This window comes from Leptolyngbya sp. FACHB-261, assembly GCF_014696065.1.
Taxonomy (GTDB): domain Bacteria; phylum Cyanobacteriota; class Cyanobacteriia; order FACHB-261; family FACHB-261; genus FACHB-261.
Genome location: NZ_JACJPL010000032.1, coordinates 93,141 through 108,296, shown reverse-complemented (window position 1 = coordinate 108,296; position 15,156 = coordinate 93,141). Strand labels below are relative to the sequence as shown.

12 protein-coding genes are annotated in these 15,156 nt (G+C 54.9%); 5 read left to right on the top strand and 7 right to left on the bottom strand.

Annotated features, from left to right (window positions below; genetic code table 11):
* From H6F94_RS30465 to H6F94_RS30440, 6 genes are all read right to left on the bottom strand, one after another.
* Nucleotides 1–2,020 (bottom strand): TIR domain-containing protein (locus H6F94_RS30465; RefSeq protein ID WP_190806050.1); only part of this gene is annotated, 2,020 nt, incomplete at its 3' end.
* Nucleotides 2,021–2,296: 276 nt separating this feature from the next.
* Entirely contained in the window at nucleotides 2,297–3,340 is a 1,044-nt protein-coding gene (locus H6F94_RS30460) for a WD40 repeat domain-containing protein (protein ID WP_199320762.1), read from the bottom strand.
* 561 nt (nucleotides 3,341–3,901) lie between these two features.
* Entirely contained in the window at nucleotides 3,902–4,144 is a 243-nt protein-coding gene (locus H6F94_RS30455; protein WP_190806049.1) for a hypothetical protein, read from the bottom strand.
* Between the two features lie 48 nt (nucleotides 4,145–4,192).
* Nucleotides 4,193–5,404, bottom strand: coding sequence for a DNA double-strand break repair nuclease NurA (locus H6F94_RS30450; RefSeq protein ID WP_190806048.1), 1,212 nt, complete (start codon nucleotides 5,402–5,404; stop codon nucleotides 4,193–4,195).
* Nucleotides 5,405–5,452: 48 nt separating this feature from the next.
* Nucleotides 5,453–5,674 carry a hypothetical protein gene (locus H6F94_RS30445; protein WP_190806047.1) on the bottom strand — a complete coding sequence of 74 codons (222 nt, stop codon included), beginning with the start codon at nucleotides 5,672–5,674 and terminating at the stop codon, nucleotides 5,453–5,455.
* A 77-nt stretch (nucleotides 5,675–5,751) separates the two neighbouring features.
* On the bottom strand, nucleotides 5,752–7,617 hold the full coding sequence (locus H6F94_RS30440) for a DUF5942 domain-containing protein (protein WP_190806046.1): 1,866 nt from the start codon (nucleotides 7,615–7,617) through the stop codon (nucleotides 5,752–5,754).
* Between the two features lie 357 nt (nucleotides 7,618–7,974).
* On the opposite strand from H6F94_RS30440, the gene H6F94_RS30435 reads away from it, so the two are divergent.
* On the top strand, nucleotides 7,975–8,595 hold the full coding sequence (locus H6F94_RS30435; RefSeq protein ID WP_190806045.1) for a GGDEF domain-containing protein: 621 nt from the start codon (nucleotides 7,975–7,977) through the stop codon (nucleotides 8,593–8,595).
* A 354-nt stretch (nucleotides 8,596–8,949) separates the two neighbouring features.
* Here the strand turns inward: H6F94_RS30435 and H6F94_RS30430 are convergent, their stop codons facing one another.
* Nucleotides 8,950–9,483 (bottom strand): FHA domain-containing protein, encoded by a 534-nt coding sequence (locus tag H6F94_RS30430; RefSeq protein ID WP_190806044.1) that lies wholly within the window; start codon nucleotides 9,481–9,483, stop codon nucleotides 8,950–8,952.
* Between the two features lie 695 nt (nucleotides 9,484–10,178).
* On the opposite strand from H6F94_RS30430, the gene H6F94_RS30425 reads away from it, so the two are divergent.
* From H6F94_RS30425 to hppD, 4 genes are all read left to right on the top strand, one after another.
* Entirely contained in the window at nucleotides 10,179–10,778 is a 600-nt protein-coding gene (locus H6F94_RS30425; RefSeq protein ID WP_190806043.1) for an FHA domain-containing protein, read from the top strand.
* Nucleotides 10,771–12,861, top strand: a complete 2,091-nt coding sequence (locus H6F94_RS30420; protein ID WP_190806042.1) for a DUF8459 domain-containing protein — start codon at nucleotides 10,771–10,773, stop codon at nucleotides 12,859–12,861. The genes H6F94_RS30425 and H6F94_RS30420 overlap by 8 nt, the downstream gene beginning before the upstream one ends.
* 629 nt (nucleotides 12,862–13,490) lie before the next feature.
* Nucleotides 13,491–13,880, top strand: a complete 390-nt coding sequence (locus tag H6F94_RS30415; RefSeq protein WP_190806041.1) for a hypothetical protein — start codon at nucleotides 13,491–13,493, stop codon at nucleotides 13,878–13,880.
* Between the two features lie 129 nt (nucleotides 13,881–14,009).
* On the top strand, nucleotides 14,010–15,149 hold the full coding sequence (gene hppD / locus H6F94_RS30410; RefSeq protein WP_199320761.1) for a 4-hydroxyphenylpyruvate dioxygenase: 1,140 nt from the start codon (nucleotides 14,010–14,012) through the stop codon (nucleotides 15,147–15,149).
* Nucleotides 15,150–15,156: the final 7 nt, after the last annotated feature.

Here is a 15,156-nt window from a genome sequence, read left to right as displayed (position 1 = left end):
GCTTGAGTTCAGCGAGCTGGTTGCCGGAGCGGTCCCAGAGGCGGGCCGTTTTGTCCCAAGAAGCGGTAACAATGGTCTGGCCATCTGGGCTGAAACTGGCACTGGTGACAGTGTCCTGATGCCCCTTGAGCTCAGCTATTTGGTTGCCGGAGCGGTTCCAGAGGCGGGCTGTCTGGTCAGCAGAAGCGGTAACAATGGTCTGCCCATCTGGGCTGAAACTGGCATTGGTGACATCGTCCTGATGCTTGAGTTCAGCGAGCTGGTTGCCGGAGCGGTCCCAGAGGCGGGCCGTTTTGTCCCAAGAAACGGTGAGAATGGCCTGCCCATCTGTGCTAAAGCTGGCACTGTTGACATCGGCCAGATGCTTGAGTTCAGCGAGCTGGTTGCCAGAGCGGTCCCAGAGGCGGGCAGTGCCATCAACAGAAGCGGTAACAATGGTCTGCCCATCTGGGCTGAAGCTGGCACTGTTGACATCGGCCAGATGCTTGGATTCAGCGAGCTGGTTGCCAGAGCGGTCCCAGAGGCGGGTCGTGTTGTCATTAGAAACGGTGAGAATGGTCTGCCCATCTGTGCTGAAGCTGGCACTTCTGACCCAGCCCTCATGCTTGAGTTCAGCGAGCTGGTTGCCGGAGCGGTCCCAGAGACGAGCAGTGTTGTCCCTAGAAGCGGTAACAATCGTCTGGCCATCGGGGCTGAAGCTGGCACTGTTGACCTGGTCCTGATGCCCTTTAAGTTGGTGCTCCTGAATGTCATTGAGGATAGTTTGCAACGCCAATAGGGGAGTGACTGTTGGATATTGTTCGAGTGGACGCCCATCTTTAACCAAGGCTTTTAAGGCTTGCCCAGCTCGCATTGCTGTTACCAATGCTTCTGTCTGCTGAAACCGAAACTGTTGAAGTGCAGCTACGCCCTCCCGTTCCAGCCTTGCACCTATTCGGGCTTCTTCTATATCCTTTCGTGCCTGTCGCCGTTCTACTTGTGCTTGCGTGAGGCTAGCTACGGCTTCTAGCCGTACTTGCTCTGCTTGATTTGCTTTTGCCGTTGCAGACCTTACCTTCTCTGTAGCCGCCTGAATCTGTTGTTTGGATTCCTGGCCGATCTTAGCTAGGTTAGCCTTTGCTGCTACGACCTCCTGATTTGACTGCTGCACCTTCTGGTCCGCTGTCCTGAGCCTTGCCTGTGCAGTCTCAACAGCCCGCTCGGCTTGCCGAGTTTTGGTCTGTGCTTGTTCTAATTGTTCATGAGCATCCTTAATGCTCTGTTGTGCCTGGGTGACAGATCTGCCTGCCCATACCCAAACCACTGCTGCTGCTGCCAAAGTCGCCGCTAGCACCACAGAGCCAAGGCGAACCATCCGCCTTGATTTCTGCGCAGTCTTAGCCAAGCGCTGATTGGCGTCCTCGGCCTCCCGGCTTTTGCCGATGTAATTCTGCTGCTGCTCTGTGGGTTGGGGTTGCTTCTGACTCCCTTGGGCTACCCACTGCTCCGCCTCTTCTAAGTCACTTCCCCGCAGCAAATAGCTATCATTGCGGCCCTTGCCATCCCACTCCACCGCCCGCACCAGCAAGCGAGTATGCGTCCGTACATGCCCCAAGTCAGTATCAATAGCCTGGATCAGCGCCCGAAAGGCACGATCAAAGTCATCCTGCTCTCGGAAAAGCAGCCAGTTGTGGGCAGACAGCTCAGGATGGAGCTTCTCCTGCTCAAATTCCTCCCGCCACACAATCGGTACCAGGCGCTTATTGTGTCTGACCGAGTGATCAATCTCCCAGGTGCAAATCTCTGAGGCTACCGAGTCCGGGCTAATAATAAAAACAAAAGTATTAGCCGCCTCAATTCCTGCCTCAATCTCCTTCCGCCAGTTCGCTGTAAACGGGATACTGTCCCAGTCCACCCACGTATTCCGCTCGCCATCTGTCAGCGCTGCATGGAGCTTCTCAACAAACGCCTTATCTCTACGCGAATAAGAGATAAAAACGTCAGTCCCAACACTTCGGGCTTGGGCGTCTAAGGTAGTCACAGAATGCTCCCAGTCCAGAAGGATAGCAAGGCTTAGCATCTTGCTACCACATCCGTTAAGCGAGCGCTAGTCTCCGAGCACTTTTGCAGATCCTGTTCATCTTCTGCGCTGGCCCCCTAAATCCCCTAATACTGAGGGACTTCTGCTCCGCTTCCCTCAAGAATTGGGGGACTAGGGGGGCAACTTGGACAAGAAGGCTCCTAAGTAATGGGCTCGTTGACTCAGCGATTAAATCTTGTCAGAGCTTAGTGAGTGCAAGTTCTCCAACTAATTAGCCTACTTTTGGCAAGCTTTTAGTGTTGCTAACTCTTTGGGGTTGGAAATCAAGTAGCCTTCAAGCCGTTGGCAACCTCGCGCTAGCAGTCTATCCAAGTTGCCAAAAGGCCACACGCGAGCAGTGCCATCAAAAGAAGCGGTGACAATGGCCTGTCCATCTGGGCTGAAGCTGGCACTGTAGACAGGACCCTGATGCCCTTTGAGTTCGGCTAACAGCTTGCCGGAGCGGTCCCAGAGGCGAGCAGTGTCAAAAGAAGCGGTAACAATGGCTTGTCCATCTAGGCTGAAGCTGGCACTATTGACCCAGCCCTGATGCCCATTGAGTTCGGCTACCTGATTGCCGGAGCGGTCCCAGAGACGGGCCGTCTTGTCATAAGAAGCAGTGACAATCGCCTGTCCATCCGGGCTGAAGCTGGCACTGTAGACACGGCCCTGATGCCCCTTGAGTTCGGCTACCTGATTGCCGGAGCGGTCCCAGAGACGAGCAGTGTTGTCAGCAGAAGCGGTGACAATGGCCCGGCCATCGGGGCTGAAGCTGGCACTGTAGACAGGGCCCTGATGGCCTTTGAGCTCGGCTACCTGATTGCCGGAGCGGTCCCAGAGACGAGCAGTCTTGTCCACAGAAGCGGTGACAATGGCCCGGCCATCGGGGCTGAAGCTGGCACTGTAGACAGGGCCCTGATGTCCCTTGAGTTCTTGGTACTCCTGGCTTCTGTTGAGGGTGGTTGGCAGCACTAATAGGAGAGGGACCCTTAAATATTGTTCAAGTAGCCTATCCTTTGCCAGAGCTTGGAGGGCTTGCCCAGCCCGCATTGCTGCTACCAAGGCTTCAGACTGCTGAAGCTGGAATTCTTCAAGTGCAGCTAGGCTCTCCCGTTCTAGCCTTGTACCTGTCCGAGCCTCTTCCGGAGCGCGAAAGCCCTGAACGGTCACTACCCCAACCACTGCGGCTACCGTGAGCGTTACCTTCAGCACCCCCGACCCAAGCCGAATCATCTGCCTTGATTTTTGCGCAGTCTCAGCTGAGGTCTTGTTTGTCTTCACAGAAAGCTCCCAGTCCAGAAGGATATGCAGGCTTGGCACCTTGCTATCACATCCGCTAAGCAACCGCTAGTCTCTAAGCGCTTTCGCAGATTCTGCACTGGCCCTCTAAATCCCCCAGTATTAGAGGGCTAGGGGGCGGTTTGGGCAAGAGGCGATACTTCTCAACCCCCCTCTCAATAGCTCAACGCCTGTCGGTCACCCCCCCAATGCTTCCCGCTTAAGGGTCTGACCCTTCCGCTTAAGGGTTCGACCCTTCCGAGCTAAGGGTCTGACCCTTCCAGTTAAGGGTTCCGCCCTTCCGAGCTAAGGGTCCTACCCTTCCAGTTAAGGGTCCTACCCTTCCGAGCTAAGGGTCTGACCCTTCCGAGCTAAGCAAAGCACCCTTAAATCACCCAAGCCTGAGGCAGAACTGCAATCCTGCTTCCTAAAACTCCAAGTCTAGAAGCCTCATTCATAAAAACCTGCAAAAGAAACAGGGTCCAGAAGTCCGGCTTTGCCGTCAACCTCTGAACCCTGAACTAGTAACCTCTTACAGAAGGCCAACCGTTTCGGTCTAAACCCTTACGGCGCTTTCTTATCTGTTCCCTTCTTACGGCCCCGATGCACAAACTGCCGCTTCAACTCCGTTAGCGACGCCTCCCCTGCCACATCACCACTCGCCTTCGCATATTTGTAGATCGGCAGCGAACCCGCATAAGCCTCACTGCTCGCCACCAAATAGGTATCGCCCACCATCGCCTGCAACTGATTCAGCGCCAACCAGATCGGATAGAGCGCATCGTACAGCTCAATATCCCGCCGCACACTTTAGAGGCATAACCCAAGGAATGAGCCCACAGAGGCCAATTCTACTTAGGCAATGCTGCCGCGCTTGCGGGCTTCCTTGAAGGAGGTGCCCACATTCTGCAAACCTGTGCGCACCATCTCCTGTTCCAGCAGCGCGAAAAAGCGGGCTCGGTCGCTGCCTCGCACCACCGCCTGGTTATGCGCTTCTGCCAGAGCCACTGGATAACCGTAGCCCTTGCGCACCTGCTCCATCACCATCGCCAGCGCTGACTCGCGCAACTCTGCGTCTAGTGCCACCCACTCGGGCATTTCCACTCGCGCCACCTCAACGCCTACATGCACGTAGCAAAAGTAGACCCGGTGCGGACCATAGTGGCTCAAAATGCGGGCAGAGCTGCGATAGAGCGGTCCCCGTTGCCCTGGCTCCAGAAGCGCAGACCAGAGCACGGCATCGCGTAGGGGCTGTAACTTGGCGCAAGGGGCCTGGTCTGTGGCTGTCTCGGTATTGCCAGCGCCACAATGGGTGCCGCAATCTGGCTGCGGAAATGGGCACAGGGGCAGGCGCAGAAAATTCAGGGCTTCACTGCTGCGTGAGGCACTGAGATAGCCCACTACCGGAATCCGCGACAAGCGCAGACGGTCCCAGGCTGCCAGCATCGGCGGCAAAATCCGTTCCCGGGCTTCAGCCTGCAACATCTCCAATGACCAGTGGATCAGAGAGCCATCCACCATTGCCAGTCGTTGTAAGGGAGCAAGGCCGTTCACCCCCACCGAGGGTAAACCACAGGCTAAGTCAGCCAGGGCGACTGTCTCCGACTGCGCCCGACGAAAGCCCATCCACTCCTCAGTGCGAATGCCCCACTGCCGCGATAGATAGAGATCTTCAGGCCGGTAGAACACCTCTGGCAGGCTGTCCAGCAGGGGTGAAGTTGCCGTGCCGTAATGCAGAACGATGCGTCCGATATTGATCAGGTAGCAGTAGGCGACTTCGTGATGGCTGGGGGCGATCTGCGAGCCATCGGTTGCCACCACGGTATAGGTTGCCGCTGTTGCCCCGATGGGCAAACAGGTGTCCAGCGCTTCCACTGGCTCAGCCGCTAAGAAGGCCAGTTTATCGTGCCAGGTTTGATAGCGCTCAAGCCAGAGAGGTTGCTCAGCGCCTGCCGCTTGCAGAATTTCCTGAGCCTGAAGCAAGCGCTGACGGGTAGCGGCGGCTTCCTTTTGCAGTTGCTGACTCATGCCCTGCATTTGGCGGGCGAGTTTGAGCAGGTCGAGCATGCGCTCGGGGTGTCTCCTGGCTTGAGTGAGGGGGGCTAGGTAATTGAGCTATTGGGCTTTGAAAGATTCGACTTCCAAGACAGGGCCGATCATGGCGGCGGTCGCCACATCATCGCGGATCTTGCCTTTGATTTCGACCTCCAAGCCTTCTTTTTTGAGATCGGCAGGCGGCTTTAGCAGTTGATACTGTTGCCCGTCACTGGTCTGCAAAGCCCAGGCGCCAGGACCCATCTTGACGTGGGTGACGGTGCCTTTAAATTTGTCGCTCATGGTGACTCACTCGCTGCTAATTCGCTCAATGATCTAGCTTATTGATCTGGCTTACTGGTCTAGCTCAACCATCTGGCTCAACCATCAGTAGCTGTGCCCGGTTGGCTTTTCAGTGTCAACACGGCAAGCCCCACACACAGGGCTGCATTGACCAGCAAAAAGCCTCGGGTGATCAGCCCGTGGTCGGGGAACCAGAGCAGCATGGGGGCAGTGGTCAGGCTGGTCACTAGTAGGAAACTGCCAACGCCGATGCTGAGCCCAGTCACAAAGTTGCGGCCAGCCTGACTGCCCAACAAGAACACCGCCAGCAAGAAGGGCAGCACCACACTGGCAAATACCGGGTTCAGAAGCGCACTGCCCTGGATGGCGTTGCCCAACTCTGGCAGCGAACTGCCGGCGAGGCGGAAGGGCCACTGAGGTGCGTCAAAGACAAACAGACCGCGCAGCAAGAACAGACCCGTGCTGCCAAACAGCAGCCCGCCCGCCATTGGGGCAGACCAAGCTGTTGCCACCCCAATGATGCGAGGCAGCAGGCGAGCGATCAGGTAGGACACCAGGATCATCACCAGCTTGGGCAGAATCGCGGTTACGCCACCGTCAAACCAGAAGCGGGGGTTGATGTAGCCGTTCTCGCTGAGCCAGCGCAGGAAGTCGCGCCAATCGACCGTGCCATGGAGCGCTTCTTGCATGGCCACCGCTGCATCCAGCCGACCAGCGCCGTAGTAATTAAGAGGATCATTCTCGACCCGGTGGGAGGAGCGCTTGAGCACATCCAAGATTGCTTCCGGCTCTTTAACACCAGAGGCTTTGACCAGCGCAGCGACGCCTGCCACGTGAGGGGAAGCCATGCTGGTGCCCTGGTAGGCTGCGAAGACGGTGCCGCCTTCGCCATCAATTGTGTTTTGCAGAACGCCACCGGCTGGCAGTGAACCGCCGGGTGCTGAGATATCGACGCCTGCGCCGAAGTTAGAGTAAGGGGCTCTGCCACCTTCTGGGCCCAGGGCCGCAACCCCCACAACATGCTCGTAGCGTGCAGGGTAGCTGACCGAGCTGGAGTTGCTGTTGCCTGCCGCTGCCACAATCAGCACGCCTTTGTTGTAGGCATATTCGATGGCTTCGCGCAGAACCTGGCTGTCACCCATGCCGCCCAGGCTGAGGTTGATGATGTCAGCACCGTTGTCGGCAGCAAATTCAATAGCTTCAGCGATGTCGGTGGTAGTACCGGCGCCACTCTCGTCAAGCACCTTCAAGGGCATCAGCTTGGCATCGTAAGCGATACCTGCCACGCCGTAAGCGTTGTTGGTGGATTGGGCAATGGTGCCCGCAACATGAGTGCCGTGGCCGTTGTCGTCGGTGGCATCGGAGTCATCGCTGACAAAGTCGTAGCCTTCAGCAAACTGGTCTTTGTTCAAGTCAGGAACCAGAGCAATGCCAGTGTCAATGACTGCAACCGTGACGCCTTCACCACTAGAGGATTTCCAGGCATCGCCCTGGTTAATTGAGCGGAAGTTCCACTGCTGCTGATAGAGCGGGTCGTTGGGGAAGTCTGCGGCTGTGACATCTGGAACGGCTACGCGCTCAAAGCTCTCGCCGTCGGGGATATGGTAGGTGTAGACCGGCTCGGCGTACTCAATGCTGGCTTTAAAGGCCTTGGAACGATTGAGCTGTTGCAGCAACTGCCGTGCGTCTACCTGTGTAGGGTCAAAGCTCAGGGTGAAGAGATGCTCTCGCCCAGAAAAAGCACTGTTGGGACGGAGTGAAACCCCAAACTGGCGGCTGATCGCCACGACTTGGGAGGCAAGATCAGTAGGGCCAAGGTCATCGCGGAAGTTCACCGCAATCGTGCTGTAGGTCGTCGGGGTGCTAGATGTTGCACTGCCTAAAAACGCCGGAATACCAATGAAGCTTGCTAAAAGAACAAGCAGAACCCAGAATCGCCGCATCGCAAAGGCCCTCTGACCGCCAGCACATTTGCCTCATCATAGCTGGGTCGGTTTGGATTGGTTCTGCCTGCGTAGCTCTCTTAACGTTCAAGAAACGGGCTTGTTTTGTAAAGATTGGCTGTTGCGCGAAGACGTAAGCGGATTTACGCAAAACCGTCTGAAAGCTTGCATCAAGAAGAGTCGTAGAAACGTAGTTTCACGCTTTAGGCTGTACGCAGTTGTAAGCCGATGACCTCCAAACCGCGAAGCGTCGCACGATCTCCTGCTCCAGGGTGCTGCATCTGCCTCATGTTCTGTCCTGGTCAGTCCATTTCTGTAGCGGATGCCTTAGCCATGGTGACAATAAGCGCTCGGACCGTGGAGTCATACTCACAACAACTCAACGCCGCTAGCCCCTCTCAAAGTGGCGCTGAACTGTCCCTTGTCCAAGCTTTGCTGGCTCAGCTAGCTGTCCTACAGGTCGAAAACCATCACCTAAAGACCACCAATCGTAAGCTGCAGCAAGTTGCTTACACCGATGCTTTGACCCAGGTGGGCAACCGTCGGGCTTTTGACCAGGCAATCAAACGAGAGTGGCGCAGTGGCTGCCGAACTCAATCGACATTGGCAGTGGTCATGGTTGACCTCGACTTTTTCAAGCGCCACAACGATACCTATGGACACCAGTCTGGGGACGAGTTGCTGGCTTGCGTCGCCAATACCCTGCGGACGCATCTGCACCGAGCTGGAGATGCTGTGTTTCGCTACGGTGGTGAAGAGTTTGCCGTCGTTCTGCCTAACACGGATTTAGCTGGAGCGAGGGTGGTTGCTGAGGGTTTACGGTTAGCAGTCGAAGCCCTAGGCTGTACCGCTAGCTTCGGCGTCGCGGCCATAGTGCCCAATCAGGCTGATTCGTTTGCCTCACTGGTAGGGCAAGCGGATCAAGCTCTGTATCAAGCCAAACGGGAAGGCCGAAATCGAGTTTGCTGTGCAGACTGAGATCTTGGCTATTGCTTGGCTGTTGAAGTGCTATTGCAGGCAGTGCTATTGCAGCTAGTGCAGCTAGCCCAACATTATGGTCAAGCGCCGCTCCAGCTATCAAAGAAAGAAGCTAATCGGTTAGCTAGCTTAAGCCTCTTAACCTAGGAAACCTTAACTAGAAAATTTTGATTCTTAATATAGGTGTCCTGATGAGCTGTCTTTAACCAATGCCTGTCCCAATACGCTTTTTCCCTTCGGAAGCCCGTTGTACAGGCATCTGTGCTTTGAGCTTTGAGCTTTGAGCTTTGAGCTTTGAGCAATGCTTTGGTCTTTGGGCAAAGCTTTAAGCGATCTTTGAGCGTTTAAACTGCCTCAGCTACGTCGTAGCCACTGCCAAAGTTGTTGCCAGAGCGAGGCGGCAGGCTGTGCAGATAAGGCAGTTTGAACTGGCAGGCTGGGTGCTTGATCCTGAGCTTGTTTCGCTAGGTGAGTAGAGGCAACGACAGTGCCCTCGGAGATGCGTGAAACTTCTAGCTTGCTTTCGCCGCTCAGCACAAAATAAGTGAGCTCAACATTGGGGCCAAGGATAACGCGGTCGCCGTGGCCTAGGTCGTGGGAACTAACCTGCTCCTGGTTAACCTTAAGGCCATTGGCGCTGGGCCGACCTTCTAAATCCCCATCTAAAATTCGGTAGCGGTACTGCCCTGCTTCAGTTGGCAGACGTAACAGAAGCGCGTGCTGACGTGAGACAAACTCGGAGTTCAGAGGAATATCGGTTAAGGGATCACGCCCCAAGCTGTACTTGGCTGCTTCAAGAAGAATGGTTCGGCTGCCTTGCCCATCCTGAACAATAAGCAGGTGCTGTTGAGTTTGGGCGACTGCCGCGCTGTCAGAAGCTGATCCCATAGGAACGGTGCAACCTCGAAGTGGGGTTAATTGAACGCCTGTTGCAGCCAAGCCATAGCCTAACAAACCGATATAACAAGTATTTTGCTTGGTAATCAGGATTATTTGCGGGATTAACGATTAATGAAAATTTGCTACTTGCTGCTCCCAATTGCCAACCTCTAAACCCGTTCTCTAAAACGGCGAGTTGCTATTGAGGTAGCCACCTTAAATCAGGCGTGATCAATCTGTACTTGCCTGTAATTCAAATTGTTTTCTCCGGGCGAACCACTAGTTCTAAAGGGATCTAGAACAGTGCTGGTTGACCTAATTTCAATCTTGTGATCTTGGTCTGATTGTGGCCATTTCTGAGGATTGAGATTTGATGTAGGCTAGCCCTCCGCTCCGGTGGACAGACTATGTACCAACAGGCTGGTCGGCTCACAACTGCTTTTCAATAACCACTTTCTCTATCTTCTTCATGACTGTTGCCATCGAGTGAGAGTCTCCTCACCTACAGGGGAGCTGTGTATAACTGTTATGGCTTGAGGGTGGCAGCCAGCGCCGATGAGTCAGTTTGTCCTCTGCTACTCTTGGCAGCTAGCAATCTCGCGAGGTTAGACCTGGACTCAGTCAATGACTGTATTACCCGCTAATCTAACCAGGTCTGTACAATTCATCACGCCCAAAACTTTTGTCTGAGCTGGTCTGAGCCTATGTACATTCAACTGATGTGGGAAGACCCAACCACTGGCGAGGTACACCGACCAATTTTGACTCCACCGATTGCAATCGGTCGGGATACTAGTCAGATGCCAGAGAAGTTGGGGGAGCAACCTGTCTCTCGTCTGGAGCTAGCTCATAAGCAGGTCTCCCGATTTCACGCCCTGATTACACTGGCCAATCAACAGCTGTACATCACTGACCGCAGTGCCAACGGCACTTTTCTCAATGGACGGCCAATTGGTAAAGGCAGCCAGCCTTTTGCGAGCAAAGATACTTTGCGGATGGGTCCTTATAAGATGATTGCCACCTTAATGCAAGGCGCTGACCACGATGTGACCGAACACACGGTCCGTGATCCGGTGAGTATACTGCGGCCAGCCAGCGTTTTGCCAAAGAACACATTGGTGATCTGGCTGGTGGGGATTGGGGTGCTGTTGTCGATGGGCCTGGGAGCTTGGCTGTTGGTCAGTGCCTTGCTAGAGCGCTCTCGTCCCCGTGTTCCGGTAGGTTCAGCCCTGACTGGTTCTGTATCGGGCCTGAAGGTCAGTGAAGCTAATGCGTTTAGCCTCTCCGAGCCCACTCATGGCTGAGCGCAAGCGATCGTCCCCAGGAGTGGGACGAGGATTAGGGCAAGCATTAGGGAGACCCTTGCGTCGTTGGTGCCGTCGTTGGTGGCGCCGTTGGTCAGTGGTGCTGCTCGGCGTGCTCACGCTGCTCCTGATCCTGGGATCAACCCCCGGTCTGGCGCAAGCTCCCTCCGCTCCTCCTGGCAAGGCTCCGGTAGTCGTGGATGGTCGGGTTTTGTTTCAGGTCAACAGTTCTGGTAACCTAAGCGCTGCTGAGCGGGCTGAGAGCATTAACGCGGCCCTAGAACAACTGGTGCAAGAATCCGCGACGGTGGATCTGGAAGTTGCTCAGGAAAGCCAGCTAACCCTGATCCGCAACCGAACCGATGAGCGCCTGCTCCTAACAGTGACCGAAGAGGATGTCACTTCAGGAACGAGTCCCGGCAGTCAAGCGCTGATCTGGCGGCGTTCGATTGAATCTGCGTTACGACAGGGCCAACTGGAGCGAACCCTTGTCTACTACCGGCAAGCCTGTTTATTTAGCGCTGGCGTATTGCTTGGGGCAATCGCAGTTCACTTCAGCCTGCGATTTTTAGAGCGCTGGCTGTCTCGTCTGCTAGTACGGCTGTGGGGGCAGTCCCCGGAGCCGCTTTACCCCTGGCAGCAACCCGCAAAATTATTTCTCCAACTAGGGCTGCTGGGCTTAAAGTTTGGCCTGTGGGCCGCTGTGGGCTTCTATCTCAGCGATCTCTTCCCCCAGATCCGTAGCTGGCGCTATGCGCTGTTCAAATTTCTGGCAGCTCCTGTGATCAGCCTGGGTGGCGGCAACTACTCAGCCCTCACCCTGTTACTGCTCCTGGCCTTCACCGTGGGGCTGTGGTTTGCAGTCAGTGGCCTTACCCGTCTGTTTAGGTCCTACGTCTTGAGCCGGACCGGTGCTGATGCCGCTGCTCAGGAGGTCGTTGCCATTCTGACCCAGTACATCCTCACCTTTCTGGGGCTGATTGTACTGCTGCAAATTTGGGGCTTGGATGTAGGCTCCTTAGCGATTCTGGCCAGTGTTTTGGGGGTCGGCCTTGGCTTTGGTGTCCAGAACATCACCAACAATTTCATCAGCGGTTTGATCATCAAACTAGAGCGACCGATTCAGGAGGGGGATTTCGTCAAGGTCGCTGACTTGATGGGTACGGTCAAGCACGTCGGGGCCCGTAGCGCCGAGATTCTGACCCTGGACCAGGTGACGATTATTGTGCCGAACTCCCGCTTTCTGGAGAGCGAGGTGATCAACTGGAGTCATGGGGATCCAGTTTCCCGCCTGCGGCTACCGGTTGGGGTTGCCTACGGCTCTGATGTCGACCAGGTGCAAGCAGCATTGCTAGAGTCGGCCAAGAGTCATCCAGAGGTGCTGGTCAAACCCCGGCCTCAGGTCTGGTTTCAGAGCTTTGGCGATAGTTGCCTCAACTTCGAGCTGATGGTTTGGACTGGTGATCCCAAGAATCAGTTTCGCGTCAAAAGCGATCTGTACTACCGGATCGAGGCGAGTCTGCGTCGCTACAACATTGAAGTGCCGTTTCCGCAACGCGACCTGCATCTGCGCTCGCCTCGTCTAGAGGAATTGATTGCGGCCTGGCTTCAGCAGCATGCACCGTCTTCTCAGGTGACGTCCCCGATTGAGAAGCAGCTTTACCTTCCCAATGGCAGCGGAGTCACTGAGATACCGTCTCCACCACCGGTACAGCCAGTGCAACCAGTGCCAGCTCCACAAGCTTCAATAAATCTTTCATCAGTTGCCTCTAGGCCAGTTACCCCAAGTGCTCTCAACCAGAGACTGGCAACCCTGGACGTTAAGGCGTTAGTGGCTGCGATGCGAGGAACCGGAGGCGTGAAGATCCAGGACCGCCGCTATCGCCAGAATCTGTATCCTGCCTGCTTCATTGGTGCAGAGGCTGTCGAGTGGCTGGTGCAGAGCCAAGACTGGACTCGGGAAGAAGCAATCCAGATCGGACAAATTCTGGTGGAGCGAGGCATTATCCACCATGCTTCGGATGATCAGCCCTTCCAAGACGGCTATGTCTTTTACCGGTTCTACGTTGATGAAGAGGGCTGATGAGTGATGAATATAGTGACAACCCTGACAGCCTGAAATCACAGCCTGCAGAGATTAGGGCCTGGAACCCTGAAAGTTAAGACCCGTAAGTGTAAAGCGGCGATCAAATAGTGGGATCTCCAAAGCAGTAGGAGATCTAGAAAGCCGTTGACTAGAACAAACAGGTTAACCTGGAGACAAGATTTTAAGAAGTGTAAAGTTCATGCCTGCCGAAGCAGAAAGCAGACCCCATTTGCAACTTCCCCAGCACCTTGGTCAAACACCCCATAGTGATGGCAGTTGCAGACTGTACGGCCAAATGTGGGTAGTTGGTTTTACTAAATATCTAGCTGACGAACTCAAACTTTGGTGTGAAAATTCACGCTTCCCTATTTCGATAGGAGCGCTTCTCTGTTCTGGGATAGTGTCAATCTGAAAGTTGACTGTACCAAAATGCTGAGGACTCGAACAGTTGTCAATACAGTTGAAATGCCATGTTTTCGCGCTCAATTAACCGTCTTCAGCCGTTCCCCGGAGTTCAACCTGATGCCCGAAAGTCATCAAGTTTTGTAGACCCTGACTGAGCGAGGACGCAACCCTGCGGTAACGCAGCGCTAAAAAGTGTAACAAAGCTGGTCTAAGAGTGCTCAATGCCAACCGAACAGCCCAACATAGATAAGGGCAAGCCCAAAGTGCCTGTGACTACTTCTAAAGGAGCAAAGACTGCTCCTGACCAGGCCAAATCGGATGGAGAAAAGCAACATTCCCTCATGGCACAACACCAGATTTCACCTCTACGTCCGGGCGCACCTCCCAAATCTTTAGTGGGTGGGTTGCTCATGCCGGGAATCTACTACGCGTTGGTTGCCACCCCCTTCGCTAGCCTCAGCTTTCACTGGATTTTAGAGCAGCACCAATGGCCGCAGCAGCAACGCTTGATCGCCATGCTGACGCTCGTTGGCTTACTGTCTACGGCTGGCGTGGTATTCTCGCTGGGTTGGTTAGTCTACCGACACCAGAAGCTCGAAGATCAAGACTAGATCCTAGGACTAGGGCACAAAACTAGAGCATAAATTGAGCAAACAGCATCTTCCCCTTGAGGCTTCCGCTTTCGGAATCAGCCTTGTAAGCTGCCCTGTGGACACAGGACAGGGCAGATCGTGCGTGGGTTGACGACAAGTCTGAGTTCGACAGACGAAACACTAGAGCTTTTAGGCATTGACCACCTGCACTTCTATGTCGACTGTGCAGAGTATTGGCAAGACTGGTTCAGCCGTTGTCTAGGCTTCGACTGGGTCGGCAGTAGTCGAGATGCCTTTACCCGTACTAGGGTGGTGCAAAACGGTTCGATTCGCTTGGTCCTCTCGTCTCCGACCGGCAGCGAAGGATCGGCAGCGCGCTATCTGCGTCGCCACCCTCCAGGTGTTGCAGGCATTGGTCTCCAAGTTTATGACCTGGAACGTAGCCTGCGGCTCTTAAAGCAACGGGGAGCCACAATCGTACAGCCCCTTCAGGATTTAGGCTCCTTGCGCTGGGCCGCGATTGCTCTGCGAGGCTCATTGACCCATAGCTTAATTGAGCACCGTTCACCCCCTGAAGTGCCACATGTAGAGGATGTGTGTGCGGGTGATGGTTTTGCGCCCTGTAAATTAGACCTGTCTGTGCAAAGCGGGACCAGCCGATTTACGCGACTGGATCATGTGGTGCTGAACTTGGCGGCGGGGGAGATGGCTGAACTGGTGGCCTGGTATCGCCAGGTGCTTGGCTTTCACTCCAGCCGCCGCTTTGAGATTCAAACTCCCCACTCGGCCCTGCGTAGTGAGGTGATGATGTTCGGTGAGGGGGTGATTCGCATTCCACTCAATGAACCCTCGACCCCAAACTCGCAGATTCAAGAGTTTCTGGATGCCAATCGCGGACCGGGGGTGCAACACGTTGCCCTACACAGCGACGACATCCTGCAAGCCGTGATCGATTTGCGGCGACAAGGGGTTCAATTTCTAGCTGTCCCAGATAGCTACTATGAGCAGCTGCAACAACGTCTGGGCAAGCGCTTAAAGGCTTGCTTAGATGCTTGGGGGTTAGATCTGAACGCCCTCGCAGCGGCACAAATTCTGGTGGATTGGCATGAGGACAGTCCTGAACAGGTGCTATTGCAGATCTTTATGCAGCCTCTGTTTAAAGAGCCGACCTTCTTTTTTGAAATCATCCAACGCCGTGCTCAAGCTCCGGGTTTTGGGGAGCGCAATTTTCAAGCGTTGTTTGAGGCGATTGAGCGGGAGCAACGCAAGCGGGGCAGTTTGCGTTAGCTGCGGT